This is a genomic window from Bradyrhizobium sp. USDA3010, from assembly GCF_056429065.1.
In genome coordinates this window covers 68,068-85,589 of the sequence record NZ_JBWJZD010000004.1, presented here as the reverse complement: position 1 = coordinate 85,589, position 17,522 = coordinate 68,068, and the positions used below count along the sequence as shown (strand labels likewise).

At 64.7% G+C, this 17,522-nt stretch carries 21 protein-coding genes; 9 read left to right on the top strand and 12 right to left on the bottom strand.

What is annotated here, in order from left to right; translation table 11 throughout:
* Positions 1-20: 20 nt before the first annotated feature.
* The 3 genes from AC066Y_RS08375 to AC066Y_RS08365 are packed head-to-tail and all read left to right on the top strand — an operon-like array spanning position 21 to position 2,181.
* Positions 21-848 carry an NHL repeat-containing protein gene (locus AC066Y_RS08375; protein WP_478273460.1) on the top strand — a complete coding sequence of 276 codons (828 nt, stop codon included), beginning with the start codon at positions 21-23 and terminating at the stop codon, positions 846-848.
* Positions 849-859: 11 nt separating this feature from the next.
* Positions 860-1,783 (top strand): alpha/beta fold hydrolase, encoded by a 924-nt coding sequence (locus AC066Y_RS08370; RefSeq protein ID WP_478273459.1) that lies wholly within the window; start codon positions 860-862, stop codon positions 1,781-1,783.
* Positions 1,780-2,181, top strand: coding sequence for a hypothetical protein (locus AC066Y_RS08365; RefSeq protein WP_478273458.1), 402 nt, complete (start codon positions 1,780-1,782; stop codon positions 2,179-2,181). The genes AC066Y_RS08370 and AC066Y_RS08365 overlap by 4 nt, the downstream gene beginning before the upstream one ends.
* 14 nt (positions 2,182-2,195) lie before the next feature.
* Here AC066Y_RS08365 and AC066Y_RS08360 read toward each other — a convergent pair whose 3' ends face one another.
* Both AC066Y_RS08360 and AC066Y_RS08355 read right to left on the bottom strand, forming a co-directional pair.
* A complete protein-coding gene (locus tag AC066Y_RS08360) occupies positions 2,196-3,356 on the bottom strand; it encodes a patatin-like phospholipase family protein (RefSeq protein ID WP_478273457.1) in 1,161 nt (386 codons plus the stop codon).
* A gap of 34 nt (positions 3,357-3,390) precedes the next feature.
* Positions 3,391-3,624 carry a hypothetical protein gene (locus AC066Y_RS08355; protein WP_478273456.1) on the bottom strand — a complete coding sequence of 78 codons (234 nt, stop codon included), beginning with the start codon at positions 3,622-3,624 and terminating at the stop codon, positions 3,391-3,393.
* Between the two features lie 107 nt (positions 3,625-3,731).
* Between AC066Y_RS08355 and AC066Y_RS08350 the strand changes: the two genes are divergently transcribed.
* The 4 genes from AC066Y_RS08350 to AC066Y_RS08335 all read left to right on the top strand — a co-directional run bounded on the left by AC066Y_RS08350 (position 3,732) and on the right by AC066Y_RS08335 (position 7,082).
* Entirely contained in the window at positions 3,732-4,613 is an 882-nt protein-coding gene (locus tag AC066Y_RS08350) for a LysR family transcriptional regulator (RefSeq protein ID WP_478273455.1), read from the top strand.
* Between the two features lie 148 nt (positions 4,614-4,761).
* Complete coding sequence (locus AC066Y_RS08345; protein ID WP_478273454.1) at positions 4,762-5,076, top strand: hypothetical protein; 315 nt, start codon at positions 4,762-4,764, stop codon at positions 5,074-5,076.
* 148 nt (positions 5,077-5,224) lie between these two features.
* Entirely contained in the window at positions 5,225-5,899 is a 675-nt protein-coding gene (locus tag AC066Y_RS08340; protein WP_478273453.1) for a peroxiredoxin-like family protein, read from the top strand.
* A 79-nt stretch (positions 5,900-5,978) separates the two neighbouring features.
* On the top strand, positions 5,979-7,082 hold the full coding sequence (locus tag AC066Y_RS08335) for an alkene reductase (RefSeq protein ID WP_478273452.1): 1,104 nt from the start codon (positions 5,979-5,981) through the stop codon (positions 7,080-7,082).
* 20 nt (positions 7,083-7,102) lie between these two features.
* On the opposite strand, the gene AC066Y_RS08330 is transcribed toward AC066Y_RS08335, so the two are convergent.
* Positions 7,103-8,131: a cupin domain-containing protein gene (locus AC066Y_RS08330; RefSeq protein ID WP_478273451.1), complete on the bottom strand. Its 1,029-nt coding sequence runs from the start codon at positions 8,129-8,131 to the stop codon at positions 7,103-7,105.
* A 134-nt stretch (positions 8,132-8,265) separates the two neighbouring features.
* Between AC066Y_RS08330 and AC066Y_RS08325 the strand changes: the two genes are divergently transcribed.
* Both AC066Y_RS08325 and AC066Y_RS08320 read left to right on the top strand, forming a co-directional pair.
* On the top strand, positions 8,266-8,802 hold the full coding sequence (locus AC066Y_RS08325) for a carboxymuconolactone decarboxylase family protein (RefSeq protein WP_478273450.1): 537 nt from the start codon (positions 8,266-8,268) through the stop codon (positions 8,800-8,802).
* Between the two features lie 46 nt (positions 8,803-8,848).
* Positions 8,849-9,352, top strand: a complete 504-nt coding sequence (locus tag AC066Y_RS08320; protein ID WP_283079873.1) for a YkgB family protein — start codon at positions 8,849-8,851, stop codon at positions 9,350-9,352.
* Between the two features lie 102 nt (positions 9,353-9,454).
* Here AC066Y_RS08320 and AC066Y_RS08315 read toward each other — a convergent pair whose 3' ends face one another.
* The 9 genes from AC066Y_RS08315 to AC066Y_RS08275 all read right to left on the bottom strand — a co-directional run bounded on the left by AC066Y_RS08315 (position 9,455) and on the right by AC066Y_RS08275 (position 17,522).
* Positions 9,455-10,471, bottom strand: coding sequence for a porin (locus AC066Y_RS08315; protein WP_478273728.1), 1,017 nt, complete (start codon positions 10,469-10,471; stop codon positions 9,455-9,457).
* 515 nt (positions 10,472-10,986) lie between these two features.
* Positions 10,987-11,970, bottom strand: coding sequence for a dihydroxyacetone kinase subunit DhaK (gene dhaK / locus AC066Y_RS08310; RefSeq protein WP_478273449.1), 984 nt, complete (start codon positions 11,968-11,970; stop codon positions 10,987-10,989).
* Positions 11,971-12,002: 32 nt separating this feature from the next.
* A complete protein-coding gene (locus AC066Y_RS08305) occupies positions 12,003-12,428 on the bottom strand; it encodes a hypothetical protein (protein ID WP_478273448.1) in 426 nt (141 codons plus the stop codon).
* Positions 12,418-14,037, bottom strand: coding sequence for a phosphoenolpyruvate--protein phosphotransferase (ptsP, locus tag AC066Y_RS08300; protein ID WP_478273447.1), 1,620 nt, complete (start codon positions 14,035-14,037; stop codon positions 12,418-12,420). Before ptsP ends, AC066Y_RS08305 begins: the two co-directional genes overlap by 11 nt.
* 1 nt (position 14,038) lies before the next feature.
* Positions 14,039-14,341 (bottom strand): HPr family phosphocarrier protein, encoded by a 303-nt coding sequence (locus AC066Y_RS08295; protein WP_371821719.1) that lies wholly within the window; start codon positions 14,339-14,341, stop codon positions 14,039-14,041.
* A 31-nt stretch (positions 14,342-14,372) separates the two neighbouring features.
* Positions 14,373-14,765: a dihydroxyacetone kinase phosphoryl donor subunit DhaM gene (gene dhaM, locus AC066Y_RS08290; protein ID WP_092118687.1), complete on the bottom strand. Its 393-nt coding sequence runs from the start codon at positions 14,763-14,765 to the stop codon at positions 14,373-14,375.
* Positions 14,762-15,385, bottom strand: coding sequence for a dihydroxyacetone kinase subunit DhaL (gene dhaL / locus AC066Y_RS08285; RefSeq protein WP_478273446.1), 624 nt, complete (start codon positions 15,383-15,385; stop codon positions 14,762-14,764). The genes dhaM and dhaL overlap by 4 nt, the downstream gene beginning before the upstream one ends.
* 21 nt (positions 15,386-15,406) lie before the next feature.
* Positions 15,407-16,432, bottom strand: coding sequence for an ABC transporter ATP-binding protein (locus tag AC066Y_RS08280; RefSeq protein WP_478273445.1), 1,026 nt, complete (start codon positions 16,430-16,432; stop codon positions 15,407-15,409).
* Positions 16,425-17,522 carry an ABC transporter ATP-binding protein gene (locus AC066Y_RS08275; protein ID WP_478273444.1) on the bottom strand — a complete coding sequence of 366 codons (1,098 nt, stop codon included), beginning with the start codon at positions 17,520-17,522 and terminating at the stop codon, positions 16,425-16,427. The genes AC066Y_RS08280 and AC066Y_RS08275 overlap by 8 nt, the downstream gene beginning before the upstream one ends.

Sequence of the window (17,522 nt, the reverse complement as noted above, 5' to 3'; positions counted from 1 at the left end):
GATAACCGCAGGAGCCTTCCATGGTCCTTCTTGTGACGAGCGCCTCGGGCGCGAACGGCTTAGGTTACGGCAAGCTCTTGGCGTTCGATGCCGACGGCAAACTGCTCGGTCCATTCAGTGAAGACGCCCGGATCATCGACCCGCGCGGACTCGGCGTCGAAGGCTCATTGCTCTTCCTCAACAGTGGATCGGACCAGATTCTGGCGCTCGATGGCAAGGCGCGTGTGGTGCGCGAGACCGGCGTGATACCTGGGCTGAACCCAGGCGGCGGCAATTTCGGACCCGATGGCCGGTACTATGTCGGATTGCGCGCTGCGCGGACGATCATGGCGTTTGCGCCGACGCTCGATGGATCTGGCGAAGCTGTGCTTCCAACCGCAGTGGTCCCCTTCCCCCGCGGATTTGCCTTCGGACAGGACGGCACTCTCTTTCTCGCATCTGGCATCGGTCCGGGCGGCGAAGGTGACAACACCATTCTGGCGTTCGGTCAGGAGTGGACGGTCAACGCTTCCTGGAAGGTCCGAGATCCGGATCTCAGCCCGCTCGACCTCGCGATCGCGCCAAACGGAAACGTGGTCGTCAGCAGTGAACAACCCTTTGGAGATCCGAACGCAGTGACGACCATCCGCGAATATGATCGATCCAACGGCCGTCTTGTTCGCGTCCTTGCTCCGGATCGCGGGCTTGGGTTCAGGAAGCCGCGCGGCCTACGCTTTGAATCGGACGGGAAGCTGTATTGCGTGGCCCAGGACGAAGTCGCCGCGTTCGATTTCGCGACGGGCAAATCTCTGGGCCCGGTGGTCAGGCTGCCGGGCCTAAACGGCCAGGCCGTGATCTTCTTTGGATAGGGAGGAAAAGGATGGAGGCGTCGGGAGGAGCGCGGCTGTTCGCGCACGATCAGTGGCCCTACGAATCGAAATTCAAGCAAGTCAACGGCTGGCGCATGCACTACGTCGACGAGGGCACCGGTGATCCGGTCGTTCTCCTGCACGGCAACCCAGCCTGGGGCTTTCTGTACCGGAAATTCATCAAGCCTCTGACTGAGGCAGGAAGGCGCGTGATCGTTCCGGACATGATCGGCTTCGGGCTATCCGAGAAGCCCGTCCGCGAACAAGCCCATACGCTCGATGGCCACATCGCCAACCTGACCGGCCTCTTGCGACAGCTCGATGTGCACAACGCGACCATGGTCTGTCATGATTGGGGCGGACCTACCGGCCTCGGGTTTGCCCTGTCAAATCCGGACCGCGTGCGCGCTCTGGTGATCATGAGCACGTGGGCTTGGCCGCTGCCTCCAGCCGAATTCCACAAGCGGATTTTTCCATGGCGCATGATGCATGCACCCCTCGTCGGTCCCTATCTTCTCGGGCGCCACAACGCGCTTGCAGGTCGGGGGATGTACCTTTCCGTCGTCGACCGCAAGAAGTTCCGGGCGGAGGCCCAGAGCGTCTACGAGGACATCTTGCCGGATCCGGGATCGCGTCTGCTCACGTGGACCTGGCCGCGCTGGATCCCGCTCGATGAAAGCGCTCGGGGTTTGGCCCGCTTCGAATGGCTTGAGCGCGAACTGAGAAAGTCGAAACTCCCAACGCTGCTGGTCTGGGGGCGGGAAGACGAGGTTTTCGACCACAAGACGTTCGCGACCCGCTTCAAGGAGCTCTTGCCGCACGCCGAAGGACCCGAGCTGGTGACGGGCCGGCACTTTCTCCAGGAGGATTCCGGCGAGGAGATCGCCGGCAAGATCAACCGATTTCTCGACCGCATCGAGGGGATATTGCCATGACAGCGATCCAAGTCGTCGAAAATCCGGCGATCGAAGGCAAGAGAAGAGCGTTCGTGTTCGCGGAAGATCGCGTGGGACACTACCCGGAATTCCGGGAGTTCTTCGTCAAGCAGTTCTCCCTAGGCACGAACGCGCTGTCGCGCCCCGGCTACGTGCGAGCGCCCTCGGGAATGCTCTACGCGCTCGTCTTCATCGGCCGCAGCGGCGAACCTTTCCCCGACGGGATCGAAATCTACGCCCTGCCCGATGCGCTGGAACCGTTGAACGATCCCGAGGTCGACGCCGATCTCTGGGCATTGCTCAGATGGATGATCGCCGGCGTCGGCGGCGAATGGCGCGTTGAGGACCTGGATGCGACCGGCCGGCTGTACCAGTTGGGAGTGGCCGCAAGCGCGTGACGGCTCGCGGCCGCTCATTCAGCGGCGAGCGCCATCAGGTCCTTGGCTTCATGAAGGATGACACCCGACAGCGGATCGAACTGGCCCATCCACGGCTTGCGCGCGAGCACCGCCTTCGTGTGCGCGTAGCCTGCTTCCCAACGCTGCCTGATTCCGGCCTGGCTGAAATCGATGTCCTTGGTGTGGTCCTCGTGGTCCAACTGCGGCGCGAGCAGTTGGACCACGTGCATGCGGGTTTGACAGCCACAGTCCAGCAATTCCCTGACCTCCAGCTTGTTGCGCTCGCTTTCAGGTAGCCGCGAGGCGAGGTCGTTGATGACGTGACGCAAGCGATGCGTCTGCTGATGACGGGTGATCTGGCTTGCGATGCGGCTCGAATACTGGACGTCCTTGTGACGGTTGAGGACATCGGCCATCGTCGTCGGCTCGGCTCCTTCCGGATTCCACAGATGGACCGAGAAGATCACCGAGTCCCGCCTCGGATTATCATCGAACACCACCTCGGTGGGCGTATTGGAGAGAACGCCGCCGTCCCAATAGAGTTCGCCGTCGATGCGCACAGGCGGAAAGGCAGGCGGAAGAGCCCCCGAAGCCATGATATGCCTGACGTCGAGCCTACCATTGCGGGTGTCGAAATAGCGCATCTGGCTGCTTCGCACGTGCGCCGCGCCGACAGTCAGGCGCAGGCTTCCCCGATTGATCAGATCGAAGTTCACCAGCTCGGCAAGAGTGCGTTCGAGCGGTGCCGTCGAGTAGTAGCCGGCGTGGTCGGCGCCGAGTGGAAAGGCGTCCCCGACATGAGCAAGCGGGTTCGGCGTGAAAAAGCCGGGAATGCCCTGGGTCAACGTGCTCCACTGTGACCAGCGCCTGTCGAGTCCAAGGAACGGGCCCTGAAAGCTCCAATGCGGCTCGCGCTGTAAACGGCTCCAGAATGCGTGCAGTCGCTCAAGTCGATGCTGCGGCTCGTTTCCGGCGATGAGACCCGCGTTGATGGCGCCGATAGAGGTCCCGATGATCCAGTCCGGCTCGATCGCGGCCTCCTGCAGCGCCTGATACACGCCGGCCTGGTAGGATCCCAGTGCACCGCCGCCCTGCAGCACCAAAACGATCTGGCCCGGCAACTCGCCGGAGACAGCGCGCGGGAGAGTCGGCCCATGGTGATTAGGTCGCGGCATTCTAAGTTCTCCTTCGGCGACCACGGCCGCCCTCCTATCCACGTCCATGGAAAATGCACCGCAGCAGCACCTCAAGGTGGGGCGCGGCGATCATGACGATGCTCGCCACAGCGCTGCCAGTCATCGCATAGGCCAGTAGAGCATCCCTGGCCGTTCCGGAGAGCGTCTCGGCCGCTCGCAGAGCGGCGGCTTTCGCGCGAGCCATCCCATGGGAATTGGCTGTGGCGGTTCTGACCGGCATCGCGGTCTGGAATTCGTAAGTGTTCATAGCCTTTCTCCTCTGCGGGCTCGGACGCGTACAGAGATGGCCAATTCCCGGCCGGCATGGCAGATAGGGTGGAGCGATATCGCTCATTCCTGCGGAGAATAAGTAAGATGGATCGTCTGGCTTCGATGGAGACGTTCGTACGGGTCGTCGAGACGGGCTCCTTTTCGGGAGCGGCCCGACAGCTTCGAGTCGGACAACCAGCCGTCTCGAAATCGGTCGCGCAACTGGAGGAATATCTCGGCGTCAAATTGCTGACGCGCTCGACGCGGGGGCTAACCCCCACCGAGGCCGGACTTGGCTATCTCGAGCGCGCCAGGCGGGCACTTGAAGAAGCGGCCGAGGCCGAGCTCGCCGCGCGTGGAGCGGGAGCAGGTCTCAAAGGACGATTGCGCGTCTGCGCTGCCGTCACGTTCGCACGGATCCATCTTATTCCGATCTTGCCGCAGTTCATGGCGCAGCATCCGGAACTGGATCTCGAGGTGATCCTCGACGACCGTCAGATCGACCTCGTCCAAGAGGGCATCGATGTGGCTCTCCGGATGGGGAAGATGATGGATTCGACGCTGACCGCTCGGCGCATCGCGAGGTGCAAGCGGCTCGTGGTGGGCACGCCCGCCTACTTCGATCGGGCAGGCACGCCATCGACGCCAAGTGAGCTGAGCAAGCATCAGGCTGTCGTCTATTTGCAAGGAGAAGGCAGTGTGTGGTCGTTCAGGCGCGAAAGTACGGAACTGGCCGTTAGCGTTCAGAGCAGATTGCGGGTGACCGCTGCGGAAGGTGTGAGAGCGGCGGTGCTCGCCCATGCAGGATTGACCATCGCGTCGGAATGGATGTTCACCCCCGAACTGCGATCGGGCGCTGTCCGTGCGGTCCTGTCGGAATGGAGTCTCCCGCCACTCGACCTATGGATGGTGCTTCCGATCGGTCGCTCGGCGACGGCCAAGGCGCGAGCGTTCGTCGCCTTCTTCGAGCGTGCATTCAATGCATAGGCGATGCAGTCCCGGGCGTAGTTCGCGCGGCTCATGAGACGAACGAGCATGTCTTCGATCTCGGCCGGCATTCAACGTCTCAGATAGATGAGTACGGTGACACATAACGGAGCTGCTCATTCCGAGCCTCCTACAAAGGAGTGTCGCCATGTCCCGCACCTCGATCCTGAAGCGCTCGCTTAGCGCAGCCGCCGTCGCCGTCTTTGCCGCCCTGCTTTCACCGGCAAACGCCACCTATCGGCAAGATAGCATCACCGTTTTCCCCGATGTGTCGCCGAGCGCAGCCTCGAAACGGGCGCCGATGGTGCTGACCTCGCGCTTGCCGTGGCTTGCTCCGGTCGGCCATCGGCAACCGCACCAGGCGGATGTCCCCCAGCACGAAGCCGTCTCGGCATGGGAACACCAGCAGCAGCAGTTCGACCAGGAATTGGACCGTAAGCTGATCATCTGCAGGGGATGCTGACCCGCTGCGCTACGATCATTCCCGGGCGGAATAAGCGCTAGTCCGACGTGCCAGCTACCTCGAATGGCGGTCTCCGTTAGATTTCTACGCGTGAGTTTAACGAAACGGGCGGCGCCGCCGTCCTCCACGCGGACGAAGGAGACCCGTCATGTCGCTTCAAGCCAAGCTCGACGCCTTCAAAGCCGATTTCGAGGCCGGAAAGCCACCCTACAACGTTCCTCACTCGGTCATCGAGACGATGCACCGCGCCACCGCCGAACTGATCGAGTCAGGGGCCGCGCGGCGCGCCAAGAAGGCAGGCGACCTCGCCCCGTCCTTTTCGCTGAAGGATCCGGAAGGTAACGTCATCAACTCGGCCGACCTTCTGAAGCGCGGCCCGGTGGTGCTCAGCTTCTACCGTGGCGTCTGGTGCCCGTACTGCAACATGGAATTGCAGGCGCTTGAAACCGCAAAGCCGGAGTTCGACAGGTATGGCGCCTCGCTGGTCGCGATCTCGCCGCAGGCCGCCCCCAACAGCCGCAAGTCGGTGCGCCAGAACAAGCTCTCGTTCCCGATCCTGTCGGACGTGAAAGGCAAGGTCGGCGCCGCATTCGGCCTCCGCTTCAACCTGCCCGACTATCTGGTCGAGCTCTACAAGCAGCTCGAGAACGATCTGCCAACGTTCAACGACGACCCGAGTTGGACCCTGCCGATGCCGGCCCGCTACGTCATCGGGCGGGACGGCGCGATCCTCTATTCCGAAGTGAACCCCGACTGTACCCGTCGCCCCGAGCCTAAGGACATGATCCCGGTCCTCCAGCGCGCGGCCGCCGTCAAGGTGTGACGGCGTATGAGGCGGCCGATGGGGCGCAATGACCATCGGCCGCTGTCCTTCCACTCAAGCACCCGAAAGGAACATTCCAATGTCCAAGCTGTTCACGCCGACCCAGATCGGTCCCTACAAATTGTCCCATCGCGTCGTGATGGCGCCTCTGACGCGGATGCGCTCGTATCCCGGCGACATTCCGAGCGACCTGATGATCGAATACTACACGCAGCGTGCATCCAAAGGCGGCCTGATCATCTCCGAAGCGACGCCGGTCTCGACCCGCGGCAACGGCTATGCCGGTGCGCCCGGCATCTACTCCGACACTCAGATCGCAGGTTGGCAGCGCGTGACTAACGCGGTCCACGCCAAGGGTGGACGCGTCTTCCTGCAATTGTGGCACGTCGGCCGGCAGTCGCATGTCGACTTGCAGCCGAACGGGGACGCGCCGGTCGCGCCCTCCGCCATAGCGGCCGAGGGCTACGCGTACTCCAAGCGCGGCGAAGTCCCGTTCTCGATGCCGCGCGCCCTCGAACTGCATGAGATCCCCGGCATCATCGAAGAGTTTCGGTCAGGCGCAGAGCGGGCGCTGCGGGCGGGCTTCGATGGCGTCGAAATCCATGGCGCGAACGGTTACCTGCCCGACCAGTTCCTGCAGGACGGAACGAACAAGAGGACCGACGAATATGGCGGCCCCATCGAAAACCGCGCCCGCTTCCTGCTGGAGGTAACGCAGGCCGCGATCTCCGTCTGGGGAGCCGATCGCGTCGGCGTGCGCATCGCCCCGAGCGGCACCTACGGTTCGATGTCGGACAGCGATCCTGCGGCGACGTTCGGCTACCTGACCACGCAGCTGGACCGCCTGGGCATCGCCTACCTCCACGTCGTCGAGCCGCGCATCAAGGGCACCGAGGAGATCGCGCATGGCAAGGCTCCGATCGCAGCTCAGCACCTGCGGCCGAAGTTCTCGCGGACCTTGATCGCGGCCGGCGGCTTCACCCCGGCCTCGGCGGAAGCCGTCGTGACTTTCGGCGATGCCGACCTCGTCGCTTTCGGTCGCCACTTTATCTCGAACCCGGATCTGCCGGAGCGGATCCGACAGGGGCTGCCGCTCACGCCCTACGACCGATCGACCTTCTATGGCGGCGACTCGCGCGGCTACACGGACTACCCGACCGCGCAATCGGCGGCAGCGGCCTGACAGCGGCCCGCATCATCTCTCTAGGCCAGCGAGGTAGCGTCCCCGCCCTTCGCTGGCCTACTTGCGTCGGAAGTCTTCGTCGAATCGCCGGCTGCCGCCGGCCTTGCGAAGACGTCCCGAGCCGTCGGCTCCTGCAGCTTGCGCCACTGCGCCGGCGTGACGCCCATGTGGCTCTTGAACGCGCGCTGGAAGGCGGCTTCGGATTGATAGCCAACCGCCTCCGCCACGGCGCCCGTCGAAAGCGACGACTTCTTCAACTCGTTCGCGGCCATCGTCATCCGGATGTCGGCCAGAAGATCGGAGGCCGATCGTCCGAGCTTCTCCTGAAACTGGCGGGCCACCGTGGCTCGCGACATGTTGCAAAGGCGCGCAAGGTCGGGCAGCGACCAAGCGCGCGCGGGCTCGGCGAACATGGCGGCCACGGCCGGCGCCAGACGCGGATGACCGGCCAACGCCAAGAGGCCGCGCGGCGCACTTTCTGCTTCGCTTGCGAGCCGCAGCACCAGCGCGAACATCGCGGTCGACAGTGCGTTCAGCATCGCACGACCCCCGAGGCGGTCATCGGCCGTCTCGCCGCGCATCAGGGCGACGAGGCCGGCGAGCTGGCTGGAATTCTCTCCTCCGTCGTTGCCGCCGGCATGCACGACCAGGCGAGCCGGCAGATAGCTGCGCACCAGGCGGTCGTGAGGGGGCGCGATCGTGAAGTGTCCGCACAACAGATCGAGCCGCTCGCCTTTGCCGGCGTTCTCGCTGATGACGAGATTGAGCTCTTGTCGGTTTCGTGCCGGCTTCGGCCGCGCCCCGCCGCCGTCGTGCATGACATGCCGTGGGTTGCCCGGCAGGAGCAGGATGTCGCCGGTTTCGAGCCGCAGCGGCTTTCCGCCGGGTGGATCCTCCAGCAAGGCCGAGCCGCCGACGACCGCGTGATAGGGGATCTCGTTCGCTTCGCCCGGCCCCTGATCGATCCGCCACGGCGCACCGTAGGAGCAGCGCAGGTCCAGGCGACCGCGCACCGGCATCATCTCGAACAACCTGCTGAGCCAATCCATGGCGACCTCCTACGAACCTGATGGTGAGACGATGGAGCATATAGTCGAGCATTGACGACATTCAAAGTCTCGGCTCCCGCTCATATTGTCACTCCGCAATCGTTCACCACCCAACCCAACGAAGGAGTGCCAACATGTCCCGTCTTTCAGTCCCCAATCTCGAATCCGATGCCGGTCCCTCGGGCCAGGTCTATGCCCAGATCAAGAAGGCTATCGGCAACGTGCCGAATACCTTCGCGGCAATTGCTGCCCATGGCCCGGCCGCGCTCAAGGCCGTCCTCGCCGCCGACACGGTGCTCGCTGCGGGCTCCTTGTCGAAGCGCGACCAGGAAGCCATCAAGCTCGTCATTTCCGAGGTCGCGGGTTGCGACTACTGCGTGGCCGCTCACAGCCTGCTCGGCAAGCTCGCGGGCCTCAAGCCCGACGAGTTGAAGAACATCCGTGAGCGCCGGGCGACCGGCGACGAGAAGCGCGACGCGCTGATCCGCTTCGTCCGCAAACTCGCGCAGTCCAGCGGCACGGTCAGCGACGAGGAGTTCGCCGCGATCAAGGCCGCCGGCTACAGCGACGCGCAGCTCGTCGAGATCAGCCTCGCGTTCGCGACCACCGTCTTCACCAACGTCTTCAACCGCATCAACGACACCGAGATCGACTTCCCCGCCGTCGCGTGAAGCGACGCCGCCTCCAGTCAGATCTCCAGCAGAAAGGATTACGACCATGAGTACGCTCTCCATTAACGCTCAAAACCCGATCGTCCGCGCCCTGCACCGGTCCGGCCTCCTTGCCGAGGACCTCGACTACCACCTGCTCCGCGCCGCAATGGTGATCATCTTCGCGTGGTTCGGGTACGACAAATGGTTCGAAGCGGAGATCAGAGGACTGCTGCCCATAATTACCCACGGCCCGTTTATCTTCTGGACGATTCCGGTTTTGGGCATTCGCGGCACCGCCATTTTTCTCGGCACCTCAGAATGGACCTTTGGCACGTTGCTGCTTCTGGGTTTCTGGAACAAGAAAGCCGGCATGCTCGGCGCCCTCGGTTCGACCTTCACCTTCATCGCTACCTTCACGGTCCTGCCGTTCGTTCCTGACGCGTGGGATGCTGGCGCCGGAGGCTTTCCAGCGATGACGATTAATTCGGCCTTCCTTCTGAAGGATCTCGTGCTGCTCGCCGTCTCGCTCTACCTGCTGAGACAGGATGTGGTTCGCCTGACGCGGTAAAGCGCACTCCCGCGGAAGGCGATGCGTCGCCGGCGAGTGTCTCACCTCGCCGGCGATTGCACGTTTTTCTGGCGCGGCTGGCCGCTGCCGGATTCAGCTCCTTCAGAACCGGTAGATCAGCGAGGACTGGACGCGCGTCTGATAGCCGCTGCGGCCATCGGCATCGATTCTCCGCCCATATTGATATTCCGCGCCGACATCGACGTCGGGGAAAGGGCTGTAGAGAACATTGATGGCGCCGTATCGCGTTCCACGTAGCGCCGTCCCTCCCGAGTATGTCGGATTGTCGACCTGGAGGGCGCCGTAAACCATATTGGTGCGGATCGTATCGGTCCACCAATGCTGCAAGGCTCCGAATCCGCCGTAGGCCTTGACGGTATCGAATTGCGTCAGCGTCGCATTGTACGCGATAGAGGGCGATGCGGCCGAAGTTTCCTGGATGTAGCGGGATGCACCGTCCACATAGGTCGTCTGGAATCTGAAGTTGTCTTTGTTATTGAGCATCGGAAGTGCGACCTGACCCGCGAGATGCACACCGGAACCCAATTGCCCGTTCCCCGGCACAAAGGGTGCGGCGGCAGTTGCAGGCGGCGCGCTCGAACGCGTAAGTACACCCGAGAGCATGAGATTGACCTGCGGGCTGGCATATTTGATTCTTCCTATGAGATCCGGCGTGCTATCGCGCGCAAAAGGACCAACGCCCACGACCTGAATGCCGCTCGCCGGTGCTCCGGCGCCCGTTCCGGAGACCGGACCCTCCCCAATTCGGACTCTGCACTCGGGGTTTTCCACCGCGATCGCGCCCGAGAAGCCGCCGCCAAGATTCTGGGTGTACCGGATCTGTCCCTGACGCAAGAAGGACTGCCCTCCCGGCCCGGAGAAGTCCAAGATCTCGGCATACGTGGACGGATCGACGAACGACGTCCAAGTCTGTCCCGCTATTACCGGCCCGAGTTCGGCAAAGGCATGACGCAGACGAAACGCGTGCGAGTTTGTCGTGCTCTCCGTCCCGAGATCGACCGGAGCGAAGAAGTCGGCTTCAAAAAAGGCGCGGGCCGGACCCAAGGGCGTGTCGGCCTTGCTGGCTTCGATGTAGATGCGCGATTGCCGCGCGTGAATACTCGTGCTCGCGTCTCCGGGCGCGTTCTCTCACGCTCTCCAGACACGCTCCAATACGCATGAGAAGACCTCCCTTGACCTCGCGAATTATGTCAAGTCGATGCCGTCGGCATTTCGGGTCAGGCCGGGTTCGATTCCGGTCGGGGGCGATAGTGGAGTCTGGAATGGCATAGGCGTGCCCGCTGCGGGAAGCCTGCTGTTTTATTTTTGTCGGCGAATACCGCGCGTCATCCTGCTGGTATTTGTGCTGGTATCGGCAGCAATCGACGATAAAAGTGACTTCAAATTCAGATGGTTATGGTACTAAGCGATTGCCGGCCAGGGGCACCACGCTTCGCCCTTGCGGGCTTCGCGTGGCGCAGCCACGCCAAGACTGCAAAGGCGAAGCGTGTCCGGCGAAGCTCGAGCGACGCGAGAGCGAAGACAAACGGCCTCATTTCGGCTATGGGCCCGCGGATTCCAATATCAGTCCTGTTGACCTGCGCCGACATACATGCGGCCGACGCCGGCGGCGATCACCATTTCAATGCGGCCGTGCGCACCGGGGCGTCCCACAGCGCCGACGTCTCGGCATCGAGCAGGCTCACGGTGAGCGAGCAACCGGCCATATCCAGCGAGGTGACGTAGCTGCCGACCAGCGAGCGCGCGATGCGCAGGCCGCGCTGCTCGAGCATGCGGCGCGCGGCGTTGTACATCAGATAGAGCTCGATCGTCGGCGTGCCGCCGAAGCCGTTGACCAGCAGCAGGGCCTCGGAGCCTGCGGGCGCGGCGAGATCGTCGGCAATGGCGGTCGTCATTTCCGATGCGATCGCGTCGGCCTCCGCGAGCTTGACGCGACGACGACCCGGCTCGCCGTGGATGCCGACGCCCATCTCCATCTCGTCCTCGCCGAGCGTGAAGGTCGGGGTGCCCGCGGCCGGGACCGTGCAGCTGGTCAGCGCCACGCCCATCGAACGCGTCCGCGCATTGACGCGCTCGCCGAGCGCCACGCAGGTCTTGAGATCGGCGCCCTTCTCGGCGGCGGCGCCGACGATCTTCTCGACGATCAATGTGCCGGCGACGCCGCGGCGGCCGATGCTGTAGGTCGATTTCTCGACCGCGACATCGTCGTCGGTCACGATGGTGGCGGTGCGGCCTTCGGCGATCTCGGCCGCCATCTCGAAATTCATGCGATCGCCCGCGTAGTTCTTGACGATGAACAGCACGCCGGCATCGCCCGCGACCGCCTGCGCGGCCTCGACGATCTGGTCGGGCGTCGGCGAGGTGAACACCTGTCCGGGACAGGCCGCATCCAGCATGCCGTAGCCGACGAAGCCGGCATGCAACGGCTCATGCCCGCTGCCGCCGCCCGAGACCAGCGCGACCTTGCTGGCGTTCAGCTCGCGGCGACGAACGAATTTGCGCTCGGCGCCCAGCACGACCAGATCGGCATGCGCGGCCGCGAAGCCGTCGAGGCTTTCGCCGAGCACATTGTCGACCGCATTGATGAACTTCTTCATGGTGTCCTCCCCGCTTCGTTCGGCGTTTTCGCCTATTTTTCCCGCATGATGCCGATCAGGCGCCGCGTGAATTCCTGCAGCAGCGCGTCGAGCTCGGCATTGCGCTTGGCGCTGCCGAGATCCGGGAGATGTAGCGTCAACGCCCGCTCGTGCGAGCCTTCGCTCAGCCGGCCGACGCGGCGCGGATGTGCTCGCGCATAGGCGCGCAAGAAGGCGGTCTTCGCCTGCGGCGGAAAGTGGCAGACATCGAAGATCGTGTTGAGATGCTGCACCGGGATCGGCACGGGATAGGCCGGATTGCTGATCTGGCTGACGAAGCTGCGGTTCTTGCCGATGGCATGGGCGAGGCGCAGCCGCATGCCGGACGGGCGGCTCTCCAGCACTTCCTTGAAGATGCGCTTGTAGACCGCAACCGCGCCGGCTTCGGGCGCTTCATCGGCCGCCGCGTCAGCCAACACTGCCTCCGCTGCTCAGCCGGTCGATGGTCTGCTTGATCTGCGCCAGCGCCGATGCGTTCACCGACAATTCGCGCAGGCCGCAGTTCAGAAGGGCGGGAAGACAGCGCGGATCACCCGCCATGTCGCCGCACAGGCTGACGCCGATGCCGGCGCGGCGGCCGTGCTCGGCGGTCCGCGCGATCAGTTCGAGCACTGCGGGATGCAAGGGGTCCATCAGGGGGGCGAGAGCTCCGTTGGAACGATCGCAGGCGAGCACATATTGCGCGAGATCGTTCGAGCCGATCGAGAAAAACGACGCCTTGAAGCTCGAGACCGCCAGGGCCGCCGCCGGAACCTCGACCATGATTCCGAGCTCCGGGAGCATCGCGGCAATGCCGTCCGCCTGCAAGCGCTGCACGATGCCGGCGAACAGCTTCCGTCCCGCCTCGAGCTCGTCCGCCGACGTCACCATCGGGAACATGACCTTGAGATTGCCGCGCACCGCGGCGCGGGCCAGCGCGCGGAGCTGGACCGCAAAGATCTCGGGCCGGGCCAGGCAAAGCCGCAAGCCGCGCACGCCGAGGAACGGGTTGGCCTCGCCGTCGAATGTAAAGCCGGGCACCGGCTTGTCGCCGCCGGCATCGAACGTGCGGATCGTGACGGGCCGCGCTCCGGCCCAGCGCAACACCGCGTCATAGGCCTGGAATTGGGTCTCCTCATCCGGCAGGTCGCTCCGCCCGGCGAGCAGGAATTCCGTCCGCATCAGGCCGATGCCGTCGGCATATTGCGCATCCGCATCATCGAGGTCGTCGACGCGCTGGATATTGATCAGGAGCTTGATGTGTTCGCCGCGCCACGAGGCCGTCGGCCGCCGCAGGATCGCGCGCGCGGATGCCCTGCTCTTGCGGTGGCTCTCGCGCCGCTTCTCGAAGATGCGCACCTGCTCGGCGCTGGGATCGAGCTCCAGCGTCGCGCCTTCGCCATCGAGCAGCGCCGTGGCGCCGGCATTTGGGATGGCGCCGAGTTGCACGACCATCGGGATGCCGCGCGCGCGCGCCAGCATCGCGACGTGGCTGGTCGGACTGCCGTGCAGCAGCGCCAGGCCGCCGCCGCCGGACCAGTCGATCTCCAGGAAGCGTGACGGCGGCAGGTCGTCGGCACAGACGACGCCTCCGCTCGGGATCTTCAGCGGCTCGCCTTCGTCGCCGCGCAGGATGTGGACCACGCGGTCGCGCAGGTCCGCAAGATCCGACGAACGCGCCTGCAGATACTCATCCGCCGCCGAATTGTACTCCGCGATCTGCTCGTCGAGCGTCGAGCGCCATGCGACGTCGGCCGGACGCCCCTCGCCGATCGACGCGAAGATCGCCTCGATCAGATCCTCATCCTCCAGCAATGCGACCTGGAATTCGAGGATTTGCGCGGCTTCGCCGCCGGCGCTGGCGGCAAGATCGGCGATCTGCCCGCTTGCGAGATCGATCGCCTTGCGCAACGCGAGCGCCTCCTCGACCAGCGTGCCGGCCACCCGCTCGCCGCCGGCGCCCGCATCGACCCGGACCAGCGGACCATGGGCAAAGCCGATCGAGGCGGTCCTGCCGCGGTAAGCCGATCCTGCAGCGCCGCCCTGCATGCTAGCCTGCTCCATCCGGAAAATCGCTGGCAACCAGGTCGACCAGGGCCGCGACGGCGGCCTCGGCGTCGCTGCCGGAGGCCTTGATCTCGATCGTGCTGCCGTGCGCGGCGCGCATCGCCATGATCTTGGCCACGCTCTTGGCATTGATCCACTCGGGTGCACCCGCGACCCGCACCGAGATTTGAGCCTGGAACTTCTTGGCGAGCTTGGTCAGCTTGACCGCCGGGCGCGCGTGCATGCCCACCGCATGCACCAGCCGCACATTGCCGGTGAAGATCTGTCCGTCCGCTTTATCAAGCATGCTCATCATCCATCATCGCTTCGCCGACATTTCAGTCGGCAGAGAGTTCCTCGGCTACGGCCTTGACCTGGGCCAGCGAGCTGCCGCCCGCCGCCTCGGTCGCCGCCATCACGGCGCCCTCGACGATCGGCGCGTTGCAGACGACAACGAGATCGCGCCGCGCGGGCTCAAGCATCTCGACCGCCATTTCGCTGTTGGTCTCGGCGCCGCCGAGATCGACCAGCACCGCGACACCCTTCGGAGACCAGGCGTCGTTGATGGCGTCGATGATCAGAGGCACGCTGGTGCCCAATCCGCCGTCGGGATTGCCGCCGCAGAACGCCACCTTGACCTCGCTGCCGACCATCTGCCGCACCATGTCGGCGGTTCCCTTGGCGATATCGCTGGAATGCGAGACGATCACGATTCCCACGGTGTCGGTCATGGGCGTGCCTCCAGGCCGGCGCACACCGCCTGCACCAGCACGCAGCTCGACCGCGCGCCGGGATCGACATGCCCGACGCTGCGCGCGCCGAGGAACGACGCGCGTCCCTTGGTGGCCTGCATCGGCGCCGTCCGTTCGACCGCCTCGGTCGCTGTGGTGCGCACCCGCGCGATCAGATCCGGCTCGCCGGCCGCCGTCTTCAACGTCTCGAGCACGGGAACCAGCACATCCAGCATCGTCTTCTCGCCGACCTGCGAGCGGCCACGCGCGCTCACTGCGTTCACCGCGCTGCCGAACACGTCGGCGAGATCCTCGGGCAGGTGCTTGTCGTGCGACAGCGCCTCGCCCGCGGCAAGAAAGAAGCTGCCATAGAGCGGCCCGGAAGCGCCGCCGACCGTCATCACCAGGGTCTTGCCGATCATCTTCAGCGCTTCGTCGAGCGGCTGCGCCGAGATCGCATCGAGCTTGCCGAGCACGGCTTCGCAACCGCGCTTCATGTTGGTCCCGTGGTCGCCGTCGCCGATCGCCTGATCGAGGCTCGTCAGCTCCGGCGCGCTGGCGATGACCTGCTCTGCGGCCGCCTTGACCAACGACTTGATTGTCTCCGATGGCACCGACATCTCCTCGATCCTCTCGCCCCTCTAATGAACCGCCGCGGCAATGCGCTGCCCCGCGCGGTCGAAACACAACGGACGCACCAGATGCAAGTCGACCTCCTGGCCGGCCTGCAGCGGCTGATGCGGATCCGCCAGCGTCACCAGCGACTCGCCCATATAGTCCAGATGAACATGATTCTGCTCGCCGAGGTGCTCGACCCGATGCACGCGGCCGACCATCTGCCCGCCATTGCGCGCAGCAAGCTGAAGATGCTCGGTGCGAATGCCGACCGTCTCGGTTCCGGCCGGCATCGCGACATTCGCGAGCAGGCGAGCCGGCAGGAAGTTGATCTGCGGCGTGCCGAGCCGCGAGGCGACGTAGCTGCTGGACGGGCTTTCGTAGATCTCCCGGGGCGTACCGAGCTGAAGCAACCGGCCGTCCCTGATCACGCCGATGCGCGAGGCCATCGTCATCGCCTCGACCTGATCGTGGGTGACGTAAAGAATGGTCGCGCCGAGCTCGATCTGGATCCGCTTGAGTTCGAGCCGCAGCTCCGCGCGGAGTTTTGCGTCGAGCGAGGACAGCGGCTCGTCCATCAGATAGATCGAGGGATCGCGGACCAGCGCACGGCCGATCGCCACGCGCTGCATCTCGCCACCGGAGAGGCGGGTGGCACGATTGTTCAGCTTGCTTGCGATATGCAGCAGCTCCGCGGTCTGTTCGACGCGCTTGCGGATGATCGGCTCCGCGACCCGCCGCGCGGGAGAGCGCAGCGGAAACGCCAGATTGTCGTAGACCGTGAGATGCGGATACAGCGAATATTGCTGGAACACGAAGGCGATGTCCCGCGAGCCCGGCGCATCATGCGTCACGTCGCGCCCGTCGATCATGACGGAGCCCGTATCGGGGCTCTCCAGTCCGGTGATCAGCCGCAGCGTCGTGGTCTTGCCAGCGCCGCTCGGCCCAAGCAGGACCAGGAATTCGCCATCGCTCACCGTCAGCGAGAGGTCGCGGACCGCTTCGACCGCGCCGAAGCGCTTGTTGACGTTGCGCAGGGTGACGTCAGCCATGGCGCACGCCCTCCGCGCTCGCGGTCCTGATCGCAAGGCCGCTGCCGATGTCGAACAGCGCCAGCCGCGCCGCATTGAATTCGAGACCGATGGTTTCACCGATCCGCACCGATGCACTGGAGGGCAGCCGCGCCGCGACCCGCCCATAGGCTGTGTCGACGGTGACGATCTGCGTGGTGCCGAGATATTCCGCGCCGAACACTTCGCCGCGAACGGCGCCCGCGTCGGCGAAGCGGATATGCTCCGGACGGACGCCGAGCGCCAGCGGCGCGCTGGCACGGTCCTCGCGGATCTCCGGCACCGCAAGCCTGGTGTCGTGGAAGCTGACCGCGCAATCGCCGGATCGCAGGCCGCCCTCGAAGCGCAGGAAGTTCATCGGCGGCGAGCCGATGAAATCGGCCACGAACATGCTCGCAGGCCGGTCATAGACCTCTCGCGGCGTGCCGATCTGCTCGACACGCCCCTTGTTCATGACGGCAATCTGGTCGGCCATCGACATCGCCTCGAGCTGATCGTGCGTGACATAGACCGTGGTCGCCTTGATGCGATCGTGCAGGTCGCGCAGCTCGCCGCACATCAGATGGCGAAATTCGGAGTCGAGCGCGCCCAGCGGCTCGTCCATCAGGAACGCCTTCGGTCGCCGCACCATGGCGCGCCCGAGCGCGACGCGCTGCCGGTCGCCGCCCGAGAGTTTCGAGGTCTTGCTCGACAGCAGATGCTCGATCTGCAACATCCGCGCGGTCTCCTGCACCCGCTGGCGGATCTCGCGGCGGCCCATGCCCTGGCACTTCAGGGGGAAGCCGATGTTCTCCCCGACATTCATGTGCGGATAGAGCGCGAACAGCTGGAACACGAAGGCGATATCGCGGGCGGCCGCGCGGTGGAAGGTGACGTCCTCGCCATCGAGCAGGATCTTGCCCTCGGTCGGCAGCTCGAGGCCGGCGATCATGCGCAACGTGGTGGTCTTGCCGCAACCGGAGGGCCCGAGCATCGCGAAGAACGTGCCGTCGTCGATCGTGAAGGTCGAGCCTTCCACCGCGGTGAACTGATCGAAGGACTTGCGCAGGTTTTCGATGCGGATCTGTGCCAT